Annotated in this window: 16 protein-coding genes; 8 read left to right on the forward strand and 8 right to left on the reverse strand. The window is 53.7% G+C overall.

Going from position 1 to position 17,835, the window contains the following annotated elements; genetic code table 11:
* Positions 1-52 precede the first annotated feature (52 nt).
* Complete coding sequence (hemL, locus tag CTZ24_RS03805) at positions 53-1,333, reverse strand: glutamate-1-semialdehyde 2,1-aminomutase (RefSeq protein ID WP_021184678.1); 1,281 nt, start codon at positions 1,331-1,333, stop codon at positions 53-55.
* Positions 1,334-1,554: 221 nt separating this feature from the next.
* Between hemL and erpA the strand changes: the two genes are divergently transcribed.
* Complete coding sequence (gene erpA, locus CTZ24_RS03810) at positions 1,555-1,902, forward strand: iron-sulfur cluster insertion protein ErpA (RefSeq protein ID WP_013507930.1); 348 nt, start codon at positions 1,555-1,557, stop codon at positions 1,900-1,902.
* 28 nt (positions 1,903-1,930) lie between these two features.
* Here the strand turns inward: erpA and CTZ24_RS03815 are convergent, their stop codons facing one another.
* From CTZ24_RS03815 to mtnN, 3 genes are all read right to left on the reverse strand, one after another.
* Positions 1,931-2,170 carry a hypothetical protein gene (locus CTZ24_RS03815; RefSeq protein ID WP_208724832.1) on the reverse strand — a complete coding sequence of 80 codons (240 nt, stop codon included), beginning with the start codon at positions 2,168-2,170 and terminating at the stop codon, positions 1,931-1,933.
* Between the two features lie 106 nt (positions 2,171-2,276).
* Positions 2,277-3,089, reverse strand: a complete 813-nt coding sequence (gene btuF, locus CTZ24_RS03820) for a vitamin B12 ABC transporter substrate-binding protein BtuF (protein ID WP_208724833.1) — start codon at positions 3,087-3,089, stop codon at positions 2,277-2,279.
* Positions 3,082-3,780 carry a 5'-methylthioadenosine/S-adenosylhomocysteine nucleosidase gene (gene mtnN, locus CTZ24_RS03825; protein WP_208724835.1) on the reverse strand — a complete coding sequence of 233 codons (699 nt, stop codon included), beginning with the start codon at positions 3,778-3,780 and terminating at the stop codon, positions 3,082-3,084. Before mtnN ends, btuF begins: the two co-directional genes overlap by 8 nt.
* Before the next feature lie 99 nt (positions 3,781-3,879).
* Here mtnN and dgt point away from each other — a divergent pair, with 99 nt between their 5' ends.
* The 4 genes from dgt (at position 3,880) to CTZ24_RS03845 (ending at position 9,612) form a co-directional block, all read left to right on the forward strand.
* Positions 3,880-5,373 (forward strand): dGTPase, encoded by a 1,494-nt coding sequence (gene dgt, locus CTZ24_RS03830; RefSeq protein WP_021184674.1) that lies wholly within the window; start codon positions 3,880-3,882, stop codon positions 5,371-5,373.
* A 137-nt stretch (positions 5,374-5,510) separates the two neighbouring features.
* On the forward strand, positions 5,511-6,950 hold the full coding sequence (degP, locus tag CTZ24_RS03835; protein ID WP_036626616.1) for a serine endoprotease DegP: 1,440 nt from the start codon (positions 5,511-5,513) through the stop codon (positions 6,948-6,950).
* Between the two features lie 248 nt (positions 6,951-7,198).
* Positions 7,199-8,359 (forward strand): CdaR family transcriptional regulator, encoded by a 1,161-nt coding sequence (locus tag CTZ24_RS03840; RefSeq protein WP_208724836.1) that lies wholly within the window; start codon positions 7,199-7,201, stop codon positions 8,357-8,359.
* Entirely contained in the window at positions 8,356-9,612 is a 1,257-nt protein-coding gene (locus CTZ24_RS03845) for an alginate lyase family protein (RefSeq protein ID WP_208724838.1), read from the forward strand. The genes CTZ24_RS03840 and CTZ24_RS03845 overlap by 4 nt, the downstream gene beginning before the upstream one ends.
* A gap of 27 nt (positions 9,613-9,639) precedes the next feature.
* On the opposite strand, the gene CTZ24_RS03850 is transcribed toward CTZ24_RS03845, so the two are convergent.
* The 4 genes from CTZ24_RS03850 to map form a co-directional block, all read right to left on the reverse strand.
* Positions 9,640-10,032 (reverse strand): DUF3461 family protein, encoded by a 393-nt coding sequence (locus CTZ24_RS03850; protein ID WP_021184671.1) that lies wholly within the window; start codon positions 10,030-10,032, stop codon positions 9,640-9,642.
* A 275-nt stretch (positions 10,033-10,307) separates the two neighbouring features.
* Positions 10,308-11,132, reverse strand: coding sequence for a 2,3,4,5-tetrahydropyridine-2,6-dicarboxylate N-succinyltransferase (dapD, locus tag CTZ24_RS03855; RefSeq protein ID WP_013507939.1), 825 nt, complete (start codon positions 11,130-11,132; stop codon positions 10,308-10,310).
* A gap of 76 nt (positions 11,133-11,208) precedes the next feature.
* Positions 11,209-13,863 (reverse strand): bifunctional uridylyltransferase/uridylyl-removing protein GlnD, encoded by a 2,655-nt coding sequence (glnD, locus tag CTZ24_RS03860; RefSeq protein ID WP_036626670.1) that lies wholly within the window; start codon positions 13,861-13,863, stop codon positions 11,209-11,211.
* Between the two features lie 75 nt (positions 13,864-13,938).
* A complete protein-coding gene (map, locus tag CTZ24_RS03865; protein ID WP_021184669.1) occupies positions 13,939-14,733 on the reverse strand; it encodes a type I methionyl aminopeptidase in 795 nt (264 codons plus the stop codon).
* Positions 14,734-15,050: 317 nt separating this feature from the next.
* On the opposite strand from map, the gene rpsB reads away from it, so the two are divergent.
* The 3 genes from rpsB to pyrH all read left to right on the forward strand — a co-directional run bounded on the left by rpsB (position 15,051) and on the right by pyrH (position 17,693).
* The gene (gene rpsB / locus CTZ24_RS03870; RefSeq protein ID WP_013507942.1) at positions 15,051-15,776 is read left to right on the forward strand and encodes a 30S ribosomal protein S2; all 726 of its coding nucleotides are present in this window, start codon (positions 15,051-15,053) and stop codon (positions 15,774-15,776) included.
* A gap of 181 nt (positions 15,777-15,957) precedes the next feature.
* The gene (gene tsf, locus CTZ24_RS03875; protein ID WP_021184668.1) at positions 15,958-16,809 is read left to right on the forward strand and encodes a translation elongation factor Ts; all 852 of its coding nucleotides are present in this window, start codon (positions 15,958-15,960) and stop codon (positions 16,807-16,809) included.
* A gap of 158 nt (positions 16,810-16,967) precedes the next feature.
* Positions 16,968-17,693 (forward strand): UMP kinase, encoded by a 726-nt coding sequence (pyrH, locus tag CTZ24_RS03880; protein WP_013507944.1) that lies wholly within the window; start codon positions 16,968-16,970, stop codon positions 17,691-17,693.
* Positions 17,694-17,835 lie beyond the last annotated feature (142 nt).

Genomic DNA, 17,835 nt, shown 5'->3' on the forward strand with positions numbered 1-17,835 from the left:
CGCGCGGGTTTTCGACAGAGCAAATCAGGGCACCTTGCGGTGCCCTGATGCATTACAGCTGCGCGAAGCAGCGGCGTGCGGCATCGATGGTGCGCTGAATATCTTCCTGGCTGTGCGCCAGTGACATAAAGCCCGCCTCGAAGGCGGAAGGGGCCAGATAGACGCCTTCCTGCAACATCAGATGGAAGAAACGCTTGAAGCGTTCGACATCGCACCTGGTCACGTCCTGATAGCAGGTCACGCTGTCGGCATCGGTGAAGAACAGGCCAAACATGCCACCAACGTGGTTGATTACCAGCGGGATGTTTTCTGCTTGCGCTGCTGCCAGCAAGCCTTCCGCCAGTTGCGTGGTCAGGTCAGTCAGGGTTTGATGGGTGCCGGGCTGGGCAATCTGCGTCAGGCAGGCAAAACCGGCAGCCATCGCAATTGGGTTACCGGACAAGGTTCCTGCCTGGTAGACCGGACCAGTCGGTGCCAGCGCTTCCATGACATCACGACGCCCACCAAATGCGCCCACTGGCATACCGCCACCGATGATTTTACCCAGGCAGGTCAGATCCGGCGTCACCTCGTAGTACGCTTGCGCGCCACCCAGGGCCACACGGAAACCGGTCATCACCTCATCGATAATCAGCAGCGCGCCAAACTCATCACACAATGCGCGCAGGCCCGGCAGGAAGTCCGGTTGCGGTGGGATGCAGTTCATATTACCCGCTACCGGCTCGACGATGATGCAGGCGATATCTGTCGGATACTGTTCAAACGCGCTGCGCACCGAGGCCAGATCGTTATAGTTACAGGTCAGGGTATGTTTGGCGAAATCTGCCGGAACACCCGGCGAGTTCGGCTGACCGAGGGTCAATGCACCGGAACCGGCTTTCACCAGCAGGCAGTCAGCGTGGCCGTGGTAGCAGCCTTCAAATTTGATGATTTTGTCGCGATGGGTAAAACCACGCGCCAGACGAATGGCGCTCATGGTGGCTTCAGTGCCGGAGTTGACCATGCGCACCATGTCCATGCTCGGCACCAGTTCGCAGACCAGCTGCGCCATTTTGACTTCCATCTCGGTCGGTGCACCGAAGCTCAGGCCACGAGAGGCGGCTTCAATCACCGCGTTGCGGATGGTGGCGTTGTTATGGCCGAGTACCATCGGACCCCAGGATCCGACATAGTCGATATAGGCTTTGCCGTCGGCATCGTACAGATAAGCGCCATCAGCGTGTTCAATGAACAGCGGCACACCGCCTACACCGGTAAATGCGCGTACCGGGGAGTTCACACCGCCAGGGATCAGGCGTTGCGCTTCGGCAAACAGGTTTTCTGACTTACTCATTCTACGGCTCCTGCTGTGTCTTAAAAAAACTCGCGCCATTCTACGGGAAGATAGGCATGAGGTGAAAGGCAGCCGCGCGCTAAAGGCGTATCATCGCTATACTTTAGGGCATAACAGGCGGCACGCAGTGCGAAGGGCAACACTTGATTGCACTGTGCGGCTGGCAGATAATAGCGTGATTGAGGTCGTTTTCTGACCTGGACGTTTACCCGGAGTAAAAGATGAGTGACGATGTAGCAGCACTGCCTTTGCAATTCACCGATGCAGCAGCGAAAAAAGTGAAGAATCTGATCGCGGATGAAGAAAATCCGGAGCTGAAATTGCGTGTTTACATCACCGGTGGTGGCTGTAGCGGCTTCCAGTACGGTTTTACTTTTGACGATCAAATGAACGACGGCGACATGACCATTGAAAAACAGGGCGTGGCGCTGGTGGTGGATCCGATGAGCCTGCAATATCTGGTGGGTGGGTCGGTTGATTACACCGAAGGGCTGGAAGGCTCACGTTTCATCGTGACCAACCCGAACGCCAAAACCACCTGCGGCTGTGGTTCTTCTTTCAGTATCTGATTGCACTGGCCGCCGTTCTGGCGGCCGGTTACCACTCTACCGTTACTAACTGTGACCCTTCGTTGTGCTCCAATGCGCTGTGCATCACCCGTGGTTGGGCGCTAACCTGGCGACCGCAATCAATCGCGGGTAGGGATTGCGTATTGGGACGTGAGATATCACAGCGAGAGAAAATCGTCAGCGAAACGGCAATAGAGCCGGTGGTGGAGGCCGCACCAATCGGTGCAGCAATCACAAGCCCTATTGCCAGTAGCAAAGCTCTGGTCATGTTGAATTCCTGGTGTAGTCAAAATTGCGCTTTGCGCAAAAAGGGCACAGAGCATACGTGGCTGCCGTGCCTTGTTACTTGATTAACGACAATTTTTGCGGATTCTTTAATCAATTTTGGTGCTGTTTTTCGCCGGATGAAGCGCCGCACAGAGCTGCTGAGCTGCCAGCAACAGGCGTGGTCCAGGTCGACTCAGCCAGTCATCATTAATGGCAATCACCGGAACCGCCAACTGCGGTTGCCAGAACTGCGCGATACTGGCGGCCTGTGCGGTTTTGCCGCCGATCACTATCGCCTGTGGGTGCCGTGCCAGCACCTGTTCGCGGCTGACCTGCGGCCAGCTCACCGTGCTATCGGCAAAGATATTGCGGCCGCCACACAGTTCAATCACTGCATTTTGCAGTGTATTGCGTGAGGCGGTAAACAACGGTTGTTGTCCAAACTGCAAAAAAATGCGGACCGGCTGTTGCTGCTGGTATTGCTGGCGCAGCTGCATTTCCTGCGCGCGTAACGCCTGAGCCGCATCTTCTGCCTGTTGTGGATGCGGGCTCCAGCGTCGCAGATCCGCCAATGCATCGATCATCTGATCAAGGGTCTGCGGATCGATCCACTCCACCTTAATGCCCAGCCGTTGCAGTTGTTCGACCTGGCGCTGAGGATTGCCACCGCGCCACGCCAGCACCACATCCGGTTTAAGCTGGACAATCCGCTCGATCCTGATGCCTTGCCAGTTTGCCACTTGCTCCAGCGATGCGGCACTGGCGGGAAAATCTGACCAGGCGCTGACCGCCACTGGCGTGATACCGGCGGCGAACGCCAGCTCGGTCAGGTGTGGCGCTAAGGTGATAACGCGTGGGGTTGCGGCAAGCAGGCTGCTGCAAAATAGCAGCAGCCCGACAAGCCAGGTCGATTTAACCACGAGCCAGTTGTGCCAGCAGGTTTTCCACCATCAGAGAGGATTGCTTCGCTGCAACGCTGAGGAACTCATCGAAGCTGAGATGCGATTCCTGGTCGGCGACATCAGAGATGGCGCGCACCACCACAAAGGGCACCTTGAATTGATGGCATACATGACCAATCGCAGTGGCTTCCATTTCGACGGCAATCGCCTGTGGGAAGGTGTGGCGAATGCGTGCCAGCGGCTCGGCACCATTAATAAAGGCATCACCGCTCACCACCAGGCCACGCACTGCGTTGAGATCCAGCTGCTTGATCACCTGCTCAGCGGCGGCAATCAGTTTATCATCGGCAATGAACACCGCCGGGCAACCGGCCATCTGGCCCGGTTCGTAACCGAAAGCGGTAACGTCTGCATCGTGGTAACGCACTTCGTCGGATACTACGATATCGCCGACTTTCAGCGTTGGTGCCAGACCGCCAGCAGAACCGGTGTTGATGACGACATCCGGCTTGCACAGTTCCAGCAGTAACGTTGTACCCAGTGCTGCTGCGGTTTTACCAATGCCCGATTTCAGCAGGGCAACCTCAACGCCATTCAGCGTGCCAGTGTAAATTTCGCACCCGGCCAGCGTCAGCGTCTGACGGTTTTCAATTTTGTCACGCAGCAGGGTAACTTCCTGCTCCATCGCGCCAATAATGCCTGCTTTCATAAAAGAGTCTCGCTAATGTTGTGGATGTAAACCGCAAAAGTGAGGCATAGTCTATCATGGCTGTCAGAGGAAGAATTCACGAAAAAATAAGGGGTAATTATGGCGACGATCAATTTCAGGAAGAAGATCAGCTTCACCCGCCCCTATACCAGCCGTAAAGATCCCGAAGGGGAATACTTTATTACCCGCCATTTTGAAAGCGATCGTGGGCGTATCATTAATTCGGCCGCGATTCGTCGTCTGCAACAAAAAACCCAGGTCTTTCCGCTGGAGCGGAATGCCGCGGTGCGTTCGCGTCTGACCCATTCTCTCGAAGTGCAACAAACCGGACGTTATATCGCGAAAGAAGTGCTGCAAACCCTGAAAACCCAGGGGGGTGGGCTGGCGAAATATGGCCTTGATGAGCTGGAGGGTGCCTTTGAAAGCCTGATTGAGATGGCCTGTCTGCTGCATGATGTTGGCAATCCGCCCTTTGGTCACTTTGGTGAGGCCGCTATCAATGACTGGTTTGATGATAATTTACCGGCTGAATTGGTGGATCCGCTGGTGGCTGGGGTAGAAAACGAGGTGCAGCGGGCCGATTTTGACCGGTTAAATGCAATGATTCGTCAGGATTTGTGCCACTTCGAAGGCAATGCGCAGGCGATTCGCATGGTCCATACCTTGCTACAACTGAACCTCAGTTATGCTCAGGTGGCCTGTATTTTAAAATATACCGCCCCCGCCTGGTGGCAAGGCGATAAACCGGCTGAGTTCAGCGTATTAATGAAAAAGCCGGGTTTTTATTTATCCGAAAGAGAATATGTCGCCGATCTTCGTGCGGCTACCGATATTCCTGAACATCATCGCTATCCGCTTACCTGGATAATGGAAGCCGCTGACGATATTTCTTATTGCATTGCCGATCTCGATGATGCGGTAGAAAAAGACATCTTTAATGTCGACACGCTGTACGATTATTTGCTCAAAGCCTGGGGGCCGGTAAAACCTGGTGATGCATTCAGCCGCACCATTGGTGAAGCGTGGAAAGAAGCCTGCCAGAAGAAATGGCGAACCAAAGGCGACCAGTTTTTTATGGCGCTACGTGTTAACGTGCAAAACGTGTTAGTCAGTCATGCCGTACGGCGCTTTATCGATAACTTACCGGCTATTTTTACAGGGAATTTTAATCATGCTCTGCTGGAGGATGATGGTGAGGAAGGGCGTCTGTTGATGTTATTTAAAACGGTTGCGCGCCAGCAGGTGTTTAATCATCCCGAAGTCGAACAACTGGAATTGCAAGGCTATCGTGTCATTAAAGGGTTACTGGAAATTTATCAGTCATTAATGTTGCTCGATTATGAGCAGTTTACCACCCTGATGAATGATGATTTCTTAGCCAAACATCCGATTGAGACCCGTCTGTTTCATAAACTATCCGGGAAACATCGCAAAGCTTATCAGCAAAAAATGCGAACCTTAATTGTGGCGCATAAATATGAACGCCTGCTGTGGGAACGCTATTATCGCTCACGCCTGATTCAGGACTATATCAGCGGAATGACGGATCTTTATGCCTGGGATGAGTACCGCCGTTTGATGGCGGTAGAATAAGAGAAGTTTTGTAAAGACGAAGAATAATTTTTTACTTTTACCCAAAACTTTATCAGGAACTTCGCGCTTACAATTTAATCTCATCATCACGACCACAGCAATGGTCCGGACGTAAATCTTATATGAGACACAGATGAATGAAAAAAAGCACATTAATGTTAAGTGCACTGGCACTTAGTCTTGGCATGGCGTTAAGCCCTGTCAGTGTTTTCGCGGCGGAGACAGCTTCTTCCTCCAGCCAACAGCTGCCCAGCCTGGCACCGATGCTGGAAAAAGTGATGCCTTCCGTGGTGAGTATCAGCGTGGAAGGGAGCACCACGGTGAAGACCCCACGTATGTCACAGCAATTCCAGCAGTTCTTTGGTGATAACTCACCGTTCTGCCAGGACGGTTCACCGTTCCAAAGCTCACCGATGTGCCAGGGGGGAGGCGGAGATAACAGCGGCGGCGGTGATAACACTCAGCAGGAGAAATTCCGCGCGTTGGGTTCAGGCGTGGTGATCAATGCTGATAAAGGCTACGTGGTGACTAACAACCATGTGGTTGAAAATGCGACAAAAATCCAGGTGCAGTTGAGTGATGGCCGCCGTTATGATGCGAAAGTCATTGGTAAAGATCCGCAGTCGGATATTGCGCTGATCCAGCTGAAAGATGCGAAAAACCTGACGGCGATTAAGATTGCCGATTCAGATAACCTGCGCGTGGGCGATTACACCGTAGCGATCGGTAACCCCTATGGTCTGGGCGAAACCGTTACTTCGGGTATCGTTTCAGCACTGGGTCGCAGCGGCCTGAACGTTGAGAACTATGAAAACTTTATCCAGACCGATGCTGCGATCAACCGTGGTAACTCGGGTGGTGCGTTGGTGAACCTTAACGGTGAACTGATTGGTATCAACACCGCGATCCTGGCTCCGGACGGCGGTAACATCGGTATTGGTTTTGCCATCCCGAGTAATATGGTGAAAAACCTCAGTGCGCAGATGGTCGAGTATGGCCAGGTGAAACGCGGTGAGCTGGGGATCATGGGTACCGAGCTGAACTCCGAGCTGGCGAAAGCGATGAAAGTCGATGCGCAGCGTGGTGCCTTTGTAAGCCAGGTTCTGCCGAATTCCGCTGCCGCGAAAGCGGGCATTAAAGCTGGTGATGTGGTGGTGTCGATGAATGGCAAACCGCTGACCAGCTTCTCAGCACTGCGTGCTGAAGTCGGTTCACTGCCGGTTGGCACCAAGCTGCAACTCGGTCTGCTGCGTGACGGCAAACCAGTAAGCGTCACTGTGGAGTTGCAGCAGAGCACTCAGGATAAAGTACAGTCCGCTACGATCTATACCGGCATTGAAGGTGCAGATCTGAGTAATGTCGACAGCAACGGCCAGAAAGGCGTGCGAGTTGATAGCGTGAAACCGGGCAGTGCCGCGGCGCGCATCGGCCTGAAAAAAGGCGATGTGATTCTCGGTGTGAACCAGCAGTCGGTGGCGAATCTGGGCGAACTGCGCAAGATCCTCGACACCAAACCTTCGGTACTGGCGTTGAATGTCCAGCGCGGCGACAACAGCCTGTACCTGCTGATGCAGTAATCTCTTGTAGCTAAGCAAAGGCGGACTTCGGTCCGCCTTTTTTATGCAGAAAACGTAACGACGCGATTTAACGCGCGGTTTTGCACCTGGTGCCAAAATTCGCACGATAAATCGTGCCGCCACAAGTATCACAGATGTGACCTCCCCCGCAATTCCCGCAATCTCTATCCGGCTATGTGCAGTTGCACAATGCCAGCCGTTAAGCGGGCGCGTATTCTGTCGGCAGTTCCTTTTATCTGGAGTGATTAATGGCCACCTATCATCTTGATGCGCGACTGGCTCAGGACATTGTTGCCCGCACCATGAAAATTATTGACAGCAATGTCAACGTGATGGATGCCCGTGGCCGCATCATTGGCAGTGGCGACCGCGAGCGTATTGGCGAATTGCACGAAGGTGCGCTGCTGGTACTGTCGCAGGGTAGGGTTGTAGACATCGATGAAGCGGTGGCTAAGCATCTGCATGGTGTACGCCCGGGGATTAACTTGCCGCTGCGTATTGATGGTGAAATCGTAGGTGTGATCGGTCTGACCGGGCAACCCGTAGCGTTACGGCATTACGGTGAACTGGTTTGCATGACGGCAGAGATGATGCTGGAACAGGCACGGCTGCTGCATATGCTGGCCCAGGATAGCCGCCTGCGCGAGGAGTTGGTTCTCAACCTGGTACGCAGCGAAACCCTGTCACCGGCGTTGAGCGAATGGGCGCAACGGCTGGGTATCGATCTTAATCAACCGCGTGTGGTTGCGGTGGTCGAGGTGGACAGCGGGCAACTTGGTGTCGATAGCGCCATGTCGGAATTGCAGCAACTGCAAACGCTGCTGACCACGCCCGAGCGCGATAACCTGATTGCCATTGTCTCGCTCACCGAAATGGTGGTATTGAAACCGGCACTGAATGCGCACGGTCGCTATGATCAGGACGATCATCGGCGTCGGGTTGAGCAGTTATTACAACGTATGAAAGAGAGCGGGCATCTGCGCATGCGTATTGCGCTGGGGAACTATTTTACCGGTCCCGGCAGCATCGCACGTTCCTATCGTACCGCCCGTACCACCATGATGGTCGGCAAACAGCGTATGCCGGAACAACGCAGCTATTTCTATCAGGATTTGGTGTTGCCGGTACTGCTCGATAGCTTACGCGGTGGCTGGCAGGCCAATGAGCTGGCCCGACCGCTGGCGAAACTGAAAAATATGGATAGCAATGGTTTGCTGCGGCGTACCTTAATCGCCTGGTTCAGCCATAACGTACAACCCAGCGCTACGGCGCGTGCGCTGTTTATCCATCGTAATACGCTGGAATATCGTCTGAATCGTATCTCGGAACTCACCGGGTTGAATCTCGGCAACTTTGACGATCGCCTGTTATTGTACGTGGCATTGCAACTTGATGAGCAGGGCGGATGAAACGGGCTGGGATACTGGCGTTCGCGCTATGGGTATGTAGCGGTTTTAGCCAGGCGACTGAGCTGGCTTTTCTCTCGCTGAGTGATTTACAGCAGGTTAAGCAACAACTGGCGCAGCACCGGGCTGCGTCGCCAACGCTGGCGGCGTGGCAACAATTACAGCGGGAAGCGCAACAGGCGTTGAAGCATCCTGATCCCAGCGTCATCGATAAAGGGCTGTTACCGCCAGGTGGTTCGAAGCATGACTATCTCAGTCTGAGCGCCTATTGGTGGCCAGACGCGTCGCAACCCGCTGGCCTGCCGTGGCTGCGACGCGACGGTGTGGTGAATCCAGCCAGCAAAAATGATCAGAGCGATGGTGTCCGGTTGGCACGCTTTAGCGCTGATGTGCAGGCACTGACGCTTGCCTGGTATTTCTCCGGTGAGCAGCGTTATGCCGATAAAGCACAGTCGCTGGTGCGCCACTGGTTTATCGATCCTGCCAGTCGAATGAATCCCAACCTTAACTTTGCGCAGGGTGTCCCTGGGATAGCGGATGGACGTCATACCGGGGTGCTCGACGGGCGCTATTTTGCGACCCGAGTAGTGGATGCCTTGCAGTTACTGAGAACCTCTCCAGGTTGGCAAGCGGCCGATCAGCAGGGGGTAGAACGCTGGTTTCGCGACTATCTGCATTGGTTACAGCATAGCCCGCTCGCACAACAGGAAGCGGCAGCGCCCAATAATCACGGTAGCTGGTACTGTACCCAGCTGGCGGGCATCGCCTGGTATCTTGGGGATGATGCTGCGGTGCGGGCGATGGTGACTCTGGCGCGTGGTAAAATTGATCAACAGATCCGGGCCGATGGCAGCCAACCCTATGAACTGGCGCGCACCCGATCTTTTCATTATAGCTATTTTAATTTGCAGGCGCTGACCGCCCTCGCGCAGCTGGCACAAAAAAGTGGCAACGGTGATCTCTGGCATTATCAGAACGCACAGGGCGGATCGTTACTCGCCGCGTTGGCGGCGCTTGCCCCTTATAGCGATCCGGTTAAACCCTGGCCGTGGAAAAACCGTGATCGTGTCAGCCAGAGGATCATTCCTTTGTTGTCGTTGGCGGATAACAGTCTGCACCAAACGCGCTGGGAATCCGCCATCGCCCGCACTGACTGGACCGCCTTTAGCGGTTCAGCGCGCGGGGCTGTGGAGCAGGCGCAGCGTGATACCTGGTTGATTTCGTTGCCTTATGGGCAGAAAAAAGGCCAGCAATAGCTGGCCTGAGAAAAGCGCGAGGCGAAATTAACGACCGTTGCGAGTCAGTTTATCGAGGTCGGATTCAATCTCAGCGATCTTATTAGACACCACGTTTTCCAGATGACGCAGATCGGCCAGGATTTTGCGTTTCAGATCGACTTCAACCTGATCACGCTGGCAAATCTGATCCAGCTCATCAATCACATAACGCAGGTTAGGGCTGATTTCCTGAACTTCTTTGTAACCTTGGCTGCTGTGGTCAGCCACTACGGTTTTGCGCTGACGTGGGTATTTGAACTTCACGCTTTTCGCGAAGAACTCGCCTTTATCTTTGCGGAAATAGATTTTCAGGATGTCGTTATTGGCTTCCTGACGCAGGCTGTAACGGTCAATGTCTTCAGGGGTGCTGATACCTAAGCTTTTCAGGTTGTCGTACATAGCTTTATATTCCATCAAAAGTGGGGGAGAGCGCGCAGGACTATCATCATTCGGGATGCGGCTAAAACGCAGCAACCAGCTTAATCAACTGTAGACAAAAATCGGGATGAATATCGCGCGGCCTGAGTTAACTGGCGCGGATTATGACCTGTTTGAAAAATAAACGCACTTGTTAATTCGCGGTGAGAAACAGGTTGTTTGCCAGGCAGTGTAAAGAAAAAATTACGGGCCTGATTACAGACCCGTCGGATTAGTTAATTTAAGGCAAATTCGCCTTAGTCGATGGTGCGCAGCAGTTCATTGATACCGACTTTGCCACGGGTTTTCGCATCAACTTTCTTCACGATGACCGCGCAGTACAGGCTGTAGCTGCCATCTTTAGAAGGCAAGTTGCCTGAAACCACCACTGAGCCAGCCGGAACGCGACCGTAATGCACTTCGCCAGTTTCGCGGTCATAGATTTTGGTGCTCTGGCCGATGTAGACGCCCATTGAAATCACGGAACCTTCTTCCACGATTACGCCTTCAACGATTTCTGAACGCGCACCGATAAAGCAGTTGTCTTCGATGATGGTCGGGTTAGCCTGGAGCGGCTCCAGAACACCGCCGATGCCGACGCCGCCAGACAGGTGAACGTTTTTACCGATCTGCGCGCAGGAACCTACGGTTGCCCAGGTATCAACCATTGAACCTTCGTCAACGTAAGCACCGATGTTCACGTAAGAAGGCATCAGCACGGTATTACGGGCGATAAATGCGCCCTGACGCACCGCTGCCGGAGGAACAACGCGGAAACCTTCTTTCTTGAAGCGCGCTTCGTCCCAGTTGGCGAATTTCATCGGGACTTTGTCGTAGAAACGGGTTTCTGCGCCTTCCATCACTTGGTTGTCATTGATGCGGAACGACAGCAGAACTGCTTTCTTCAGCCACTGATGCGTTACCCACTCACCGTTGATCTTTTCCGATACGCGCAGTTCACCGCTGTCCAGCAGACCGATGACCTGGTTGATGGCTTCACGAGTGACGCTGTCCACGCTGGTTGGCGTGATATCGGCGCGGCGCTCAAAGGCAGATTCAATAACGCTCTGTAACTGTTGCATGATGATTTCCTGAGTCTGTCATACGGGTGCCAGCGTCACGCTGGCACAGAAAAAAAGGATGATAAATCGATTGCGGTCACACTTTATCGTTTGGATTAAGGGCCTCTGTCAACCGTTGTTGCAATACATTGCGCATTTCGGCATCAAGTGCGCGGCGCTCGCTGTTCGCGAGGATGAAAAGATCCTCAACCCGTTCGCCAATTGTACTGATACGTGCGCCATGAAGCGAGACACCTAAATCTGCAAAAACTTCGCCAACGCGCGCCAGCAGACCTGGCTGATCGAGGGCGATCAATTCCAGATAGCTGCGGCGATCGGTATGCGTCGGCAGGAAGTTGACTTCGGTTTCCACGCTGAAGTGCTTCAGGCGCGATGACTGACGGCGCACGCGCGGCGGCACCCATTGTGTTTGGGTGATCGCCTGCTCCAGCGCCTGAATGATCATCGGGTGACGATCGGATGCCAACGGGCTGCCATCCGGCTCCAGCACAATAAAGGTATCCATTGCCATACCGTCACGGCTGGTAAAGATCTGCGCGTCATGCACGCTGAGATTGCGGCGATCGAGTTCACCCGCCACAGCAGCAAACAGATATGGACGATCGGGACTCCAGATAAAAATCTCAGTCCCGCCGCGTGTTGCCTGCGGGCTGACCAGCACCAGCGGTTTGCTCAAATCGTGGTTGATCAGATGTCGCGCATGCCATGCCAGCTGATTGGGGGTGTGGCGCAGGAAATAGTCGGAACGGCAGCGGCTCCAGATATGTTGCAGTCGCTCTTCGTCGAGGTTCTCCATTCGCAGCAGCGCCAGCGCCTGCAAGCGATGATGACGGACACGCTCGCGCAGGTCCGGGCTGTTTTCCATGCCGCGACGCAGCTGTTTTTCCGTGGCGAAGAACAGTTCGCGCAGCAGGCTCTGCTTCCAGCTGTTCCACAAGCTTTCGTTGGTGGCGCAGATGTCTGATACCGTTAAGCACGCCAGGTAGCGCAGGCGGTTCTCATTTTGCATCACTTCAGCGAATTGCTGAATGACGGTAGGATCCTGAATATCGCGGCGCTGGGCGGTGACCGACATCAGCAGGTGATGACGCACTAACCAGGCAACCAACTGCGTTTCCCTTGAGTTCAGGCCATGTAATTCAGCGAAATCGAGGGCATCCTGCGCACCCAAAATCGAGTGATCGCCGCCACGCCCTTTGGCGATGTCATGCAACAGCGCCGCCATCAGCAGCAGTTCCGGCTGCGGCAGACGCGGCCAGAGTTCTACGCACAGCGGGTGCATCGGGCGTGTCGCTTCGTCAGCAAAGCTCTCCAGTTTCTGCAACACGCGGATGGTATGTTCATCCACCGTGTAGGCATGGAACAGGTCAAACTGCATCTGACCGACGATATTGCCCCACAGCGGCGTATAAGCCCAAAGCACGCTGTGACGATGCATCGGCACTAACGCACGGCTCACCGCGCCGGGATGGCGCAGAATCGCCATGAAGGTCTGACGCGCCTCGGCGATCTGGCACAATGGTTGTTTGAGATGGCGGCGGGCGAAACGTAACTGACGTAAGGTGGTGGAGTAAATGCCTTTGATGTTTTCGTTGCGTACCATCACGTAAAACATACGCATAATTGCCTGAGGCTCACGTTCAAATAACGTGGGATCACGCAGGTCGATCAACTCGCCACGCAGCTGGAAGTCGTCATCGATGTTACGCGGCTTTTCGGTGGCGGAAAGGCCGAGGATCGCCTCATCAAACAGTTGCAGCAGCATCTGATTTAACTCGCCAATGCGGCGCGTGACCCGGTAAAAATCTTTCATCATGCGCTCAACCGGTTCGTTACCTTCGCCTAGATAGTTGAGACGCTGCGCCACATTCAGCTGGCGATCAAACAGCAGGCGGTTATCGTAACGCGTTAGCGTCAGATGCAACGCGAAGCGGATGCGCCAGAGAAACTCCTGACATTCATTAAGTTCATTACGCTCGGCTTCAGTGAGAAAGCCGAAGCCAACCATCTCATCAAGGGTGGTGGCACCAAAGTGGCGGCGTGCCACCCATTGCAGCGTATGAATATCCCGCAGACCGCCGGGGCTGCTTTTGATATCCGGCTCGAGGTTATAGCTGGTGCCGTGGTAGCGTTTATGGCGCTCTTGCTGCTCTTCAATTTTGGCGGCGAAGAAGCGTGACGAAGGCCAGAAACCATCGCTAAAGATGTTTTTTTGCAGCTCAAGAAATAATGCGACGTCGCCGGTCAGCATGCGCGATTCAATCAGGTTGGTGGCGACGGTCAAATCCGACAGCCCCTCCAGCAGACACTCCTCGAGTGTACGCACGCTGTGGCCGACTTCGAGCTTGAGATCCCACATCAGCGTGAGCAACTCACTGGTGCGTTGTGCGGCATGCTCGTCCAGCGGGCGGCGGCTCAGGATCAGCACATCAATGTCCGACAGCGGATGCAGCTCGCCACGGCCATACCCGCCCACCGCCAGCAGGGCGATCTCTTTCATCTGATCAAAGCCAAAGAAGCGCCATAAGCGGCGCAGCAGCCGATCAATAAACAGGGTACGCGCATCAATCAGGGATTCGACATCGGTACCGGCATCAAACGCCGTCCCCATATGCTGCTGAAATTGTTCGAGATAGAGTTTGAGTTTCTCGCGGGTTAGGGCTTCATCAGGCCAGTCGGCTGGGGAATCGGTCAGGCCTTTGTGTACTGCTTCGGTCACGCTACCACTCATCGACATCGTCTCTTCTTCGCGCCATTGACATAAAAAAGCCGACTTAAGGTCGGCCTGGTACTGTTGGGAAGAGATTTACGCGACGTTTTCCAGCACCGCAGGGATGGTGTCGTCTTCACGTAGCGTCAGAATCTCACAGCCGTTCTCCGTCACCACAATAGTATGCTCGTACTGCGCGGACAAGCTGCGATCTTTGGTTTTCACGGTCCAGCCATCCTTCATGGTGCGGATGCGGTAATCACCGGCGTTGACCATCGGCTCGACGGTAAAGGTCATGCCGGCCTGAAGCACCACGCCGCCGTCATCAGCATCGTAATGCAGCACCTGCGGCTCTTCGTGGAAACCTTTACCAATGCCGTGGCCGCAATATTCGCGCACCACAGAGAAATCCTGTGCTTCAACATACTTCTGAATCGCACGTCCCAGTTCACGCAGGCGGATGCCGGGTTTCACCAGACGCAGGGCCAGATACAGGCTTTCCTGGGTGACGCGACACAGGCGCTCGCCCTGAATGGTCGGCTTGCCGACGATGAACATTTTTGAGGTGTCGCCGTGATAGTCATCTTTGATCACCGTGACATCAATGTTGACGACATCGCCATCTTTCAGCAGACGATCGTCGCTCGGGATACCGTGGCAGACCACTTCATTGATGGAGATACACACCGATTTCGGGAATCCGTGGTAGCCGAGGCACGCGGAGATTGCCTGCTGTTTGTTGGTGATATGTTCGTGGCAAAGACGATCCAGTTCGCCGGTGGAGATACCGGGCACCACATGCGGTGCAATCATTTCCAACACTTCAGCTGCCAGGCGACCGGCAACACGCATTTTTTCGATTTCTTCAGGAGTTTTTATTGAAATAGCCATTAAATTAATCCGCGGCTGTCGAAAATTTCGACAATAATTGAGTTCTGTGCAGTCATGTTAGCAGCAGGCATTTGGGCTGCCAAATCGGGAAGTCTCAAGCCAATTTCTGTTAACGACTATTGGCGTATTCCTGCGCATTGTGGTATAAAGCGCGCCGACGATTCTCTGTCAGCCCCCCTGGGCGAACAGGAAACGCATAAATCTCATTATGTGTACTAAAACACACATGTATCGACACGTACGCCGGGGTGCCTCGTAAGAGGTCGGTTGTATGGGATACATGGAGGCCCAACCCCAATCAAACTTTAGAGGTAATCATGGCAACTGTTTCCATGCGCGACATGCTCAAGGCTGGTGTTCACTTCGGTCACCAGACCCGTTACTGGAACCCGAAAATGAAGCCGTTCATCTTCGGTGCGCGTAACAAAGTTCACATCATCAACCTTGAGAAAACTGTACCGATGTTCAACGAAGCCCTGGCTGAGCTGAACAAAATTTCTTCCCGTAAAGGTAAGATCCTGTTCGTCGGTACTAAGCGCGCTGCTGCCGAAGCGGTAAAAGAGTCTGCACTGAGCTGCGACCAGTTCTTCGTAAACCACCGCTGGTTGGGTGGCATGCTGACCAACTGGAAAACCGTTCGTCAGTCCATCAAACGCCTGAAAGATCTGGAAACTCAGTCTCAGGACGGTACTTTCGACAAACTGACCAAAAAAGAAGCGCTGATGCGCGCTCGTGAACTGGCCAAGCTGGAAAACAGCCTGGGCGGTATCAAAGATATGGGCGGTCTGCCGGACGCACTGTTCGTTGTTGATGCTGACCACGAGCACATTGCAATCAAAGAAGCAAACAACCTGGGTATTCCGGTATTTGCTATCGTTGATACCAACTCTGATCCGGACGGCGTTGATTTCGTTATCCCGGGTAACGACGATGCAATCCGTGCTGTAAGCCTGTACCTGACTGCCGTTGCCACTACCGTGCGCGAAGGCCGTTCTCAGGATCTGGCTGAGCAAGCTGAAGACGCGTCTTTAGAGAACGCCTGATAAGGTCTGCTCTTTCACAGAGCCCTTAGACATCAGATGTAATCTGTTAAGGGGGCCGCACGGCCCCTTTATTATATCCAAGTCTGTCACGCTTCCATTAAGGCGAGCGGGGCAGAGTAAATTTTCCGCAACAAGTTTCTGGCAGTGTGCAAGCACTGAGAAACGAATCGAGGATTCTGGAATGGCTGAAATTACCGCTGCACTGGTAAAAGAACTGCGCGAGCGTACTGCCGCTGGCATGATGGACTGCAAAAAAGCGCTGACTGAAGCGAATGGCGATATCGAACTGGCCATCGAAAACATGCGTAAGTCTGGCGCAATCAAAGCAGCGAAAAAAGCGGGTAACGTGGCTGCTGACGGCGTGATCAAAACCAAGATCGTTGACGGTTTCGGTGTGATCCTGGAAGTTAACTGCCAGACCGACTTCGTCGCAAAAGATGCTGGTTTCCAGGCATTTGCTGACAAAGTGATCGACGCTGCTGCCGCTGGCAAAGTGACCGACGTTGAAGTTCTGAAAGCACAGTTCGAAGAAGAGCGTGTGGCACTGGTTGCGAAAATCGGTGAGAACATCAACATCCGTCGTGTTGCTATTCTGGAAGGTGCTGAGCTGGGTAACTACCTGCACGGCGCACGTATCGGCGTTCTGGTTTCTACCAAAGGCGCTGACGAAGAGCTGATCAAGCAGGTTGCAATGCACATTGCAGCAAGCAAGCCGGAATTCGTGAAGCCGGAAGATGTGTCTGAAGACGTGGTAGCGAAAGAGTACCAGGTTCAGCTGGACATCGCGATGCAGTCTGGTAAGCCGAAAGAAATCGCAGAGAAAATGGTTGAAGGCCGTATGAAGAAATTCACCGGCGAAGTTTCTCTGACTGGTCAGGCTTTCGTTATTGACCCGAGCAAAACCGTTGGTCAGGCGCTGAAAGAGAAAGGCGCTGATGTCATTAACTTCATCCGCTTCGAAGTGGGCGAAGGCATCGAGAAAGTTGAGACTGACTTTGCAGCAGAAGTTGCTGCGATGTCCAAACAGTCTTAACTGGTCCGAAAGAACCGCCAAAAGGCGGTTCTTTTTTGCCTGCATTTTGCTGCGGGCCTATTTTCAGTCACTTCCCAATAGCTTTTCTCTCTCGCTAAGCGGATGATTGATCAGATTTAACTTCTCCTTTTCATCATATCTTCCAGGAAGAATTGACCATGGCGACCAACGCAAAACCTGTATATCAACGTATCCTGCTAAAACTGAGTGGCGAAGCACTGCAAGGTGCTGAAGGTTTTGGTATTGACGCGAGTGTGCTTGACCGCATGGCGCAAGAGGTGAAAGAGCTGGTTGAGCTGGGTATCCAGGTGGGTGTGGTTATTGGTGGCGGTAACCTGTTCCGTGGCGCAGGCCTGGCGCAGGCAGGTATGAACCGTGTGGTCGGTGACCATATGGGGATGCTGGCTACCGTGATGAACGGCCTGGCGATGCGTGATGCGTTGCACCGTGCTTATGTCAATGCGCGCCTGATGTCAGCGATCCCGCTGAACGGCGTTTGTGATAACTACAGCTGGGCAGAAGCAATCAGCCTGCTGCGTAATAACCGCGTAGTTATCTTCTCTGCCGGCACTGGCAACCCGTTCTTTACAACCGACTCTGCCGCCTGTCTGCGTGGTATTGAAATCGAAGCTGATGTGGTACTGAAAGCCACTAAAGTGGATGGCGTTTACTCCGCCGATCCGGTGAAGAACCCGGATGCCACGCTCTATGAACAGCTGACGTATGCCGAAGTGTTGGATAAAGAGCTGAAAGTGATGGATCTGGCGGCCTTTACGCTGGCACGCGACCATCAACTGCCGATCCGCGTCTTCAATATGAACAAACCTGGCGCTCTGCGTCGTGTCGTGATGGGTGAAAAAGAAGGCACCCTGATTACGCATTAATACCCGACGCAAGATAAAATAGGGTATATTCTGTTGGCGCGGCGCTTGGGCGCTGCGCTATGCCCTGAATAATCCGTGCCTGATAGGGAACTCGAATTATTTAGGGTATCAGGATGATCGATGATTATCGATACCGCTTCCG

It is taken from the genome of Pantoea phytobeneficialis (genome assembly GCF_009728735.1).
GTDB classification, from domain to species: Bacteria; Pseudomonadota; Gammaproteobacteria; order Enterobacterales; family Enterobacteriaceae; genus Pantoea; species Pantoea phytobeneficialis.

Excerpts from the sequence above, each read along its gene's own strand:
- glnD (WP_036626670.1), bottom strand. The coding sequence starts at position 13,863 with ATGAGTGGTAGCGTGACCGAAGCAGTACACAAAGGCCTGACCGATTCC.
- map (WP_021184669.1), bottom strand. The coding sequence starts at position 14,733 with ATGGCTATTTCAATAAAAACTCCTGAAGAAATCGAAAAAATGCGTGTT.
- dapD (WP_013507939.1), bottom strand. The coding sequence starts at position 11,132 with ATGCAACAGTTACAGAGCGTTATTGAATCTGCCTTTGAGCGCCGCGCC.
- erpA (WP_013507930.1), top strand. The coding sequence starts at position 1,555 with ATGAGTGACGATGTAGCAGCACTGCCTTTGCAATTCACCGATGCAGCA.
- pyrH (WP_013507944.1), top strand. The coding sequence starts at position 16,968 with ATGGCGACCAACGCAAAACCTGTATATCAACGTATCCTGCTAAAACTG.
- CTZ24_RS03845 (WP_208724838.1), top strand. The coding sequence starts at position 8,356 with ATGAAACGGGCTGGGATACTGGCGTTCGCGCTATGGGTATGTAGCGGT.
- CTZ24_RS03840 (WP_208724836.1), top strand. The coding sequence starts at position 7,199 with ATGGCCACCTATCATCTTGATGCGCGACTGGCTCAGGACATTGTTGCC.
- mtnN (WP_208724835.1), bottom strand. The coding sequence starts at position 3,780 with ATGAAAGCAGGCATTATTGGCGCGATGGAGCAGGAAGTTACCCTGCTG.
- hemL (WP_021184678.1), bottom strand. The coding sequence starts at position 1,333 with ATGAGTAAGTCAGAAAACCTGTTTGCCGAAGCGCAACGCCTGATCCCT.
- tsf (WP_021184668.1), top strand. The coding sequence starts at position 15,958 with ATGGCTGAAATTACCGCTGCACTGGTAAAAGAACTGCGCGAGCGTACT.
- dgt (WP_021184674.1), top strand. The coding sequence starts at position 3,880 with ATGGCGACGATCAATTTCAGGAAGAAGATCAGCTTCACCCGCCCCTAT.
- degP (WP_036626616.1), top strand. The coding sequence starts at position 5,511 with ATGAAAAAAAGCACATTAATGTTAAGTGCACTGGCACTTAGTCTTGGC.
- CTZ24_RS03850 (WP_021184671.1), bottom strand. The coding sequence starts at position 10,032 with ATGTACGACAACCTGAAAAGCTTAGGTATCAGCACCCCTGAAGACATT.
- rpsB (WP_013507942.1), top strand. The coding sequence starts at position 15,051 with ATGGCAACTGTTTCCATGCGCGACATGCTCAAGGCTGGTGTTCACTTC.
- CTZ24_RS03815 (WP_208724832.1), bottom strand. The coding sequence starts at position 2,170 with ATGACCAGAGCTTTGCTACTGGCAATAGGGCTTGTGATTGCTGCACCG.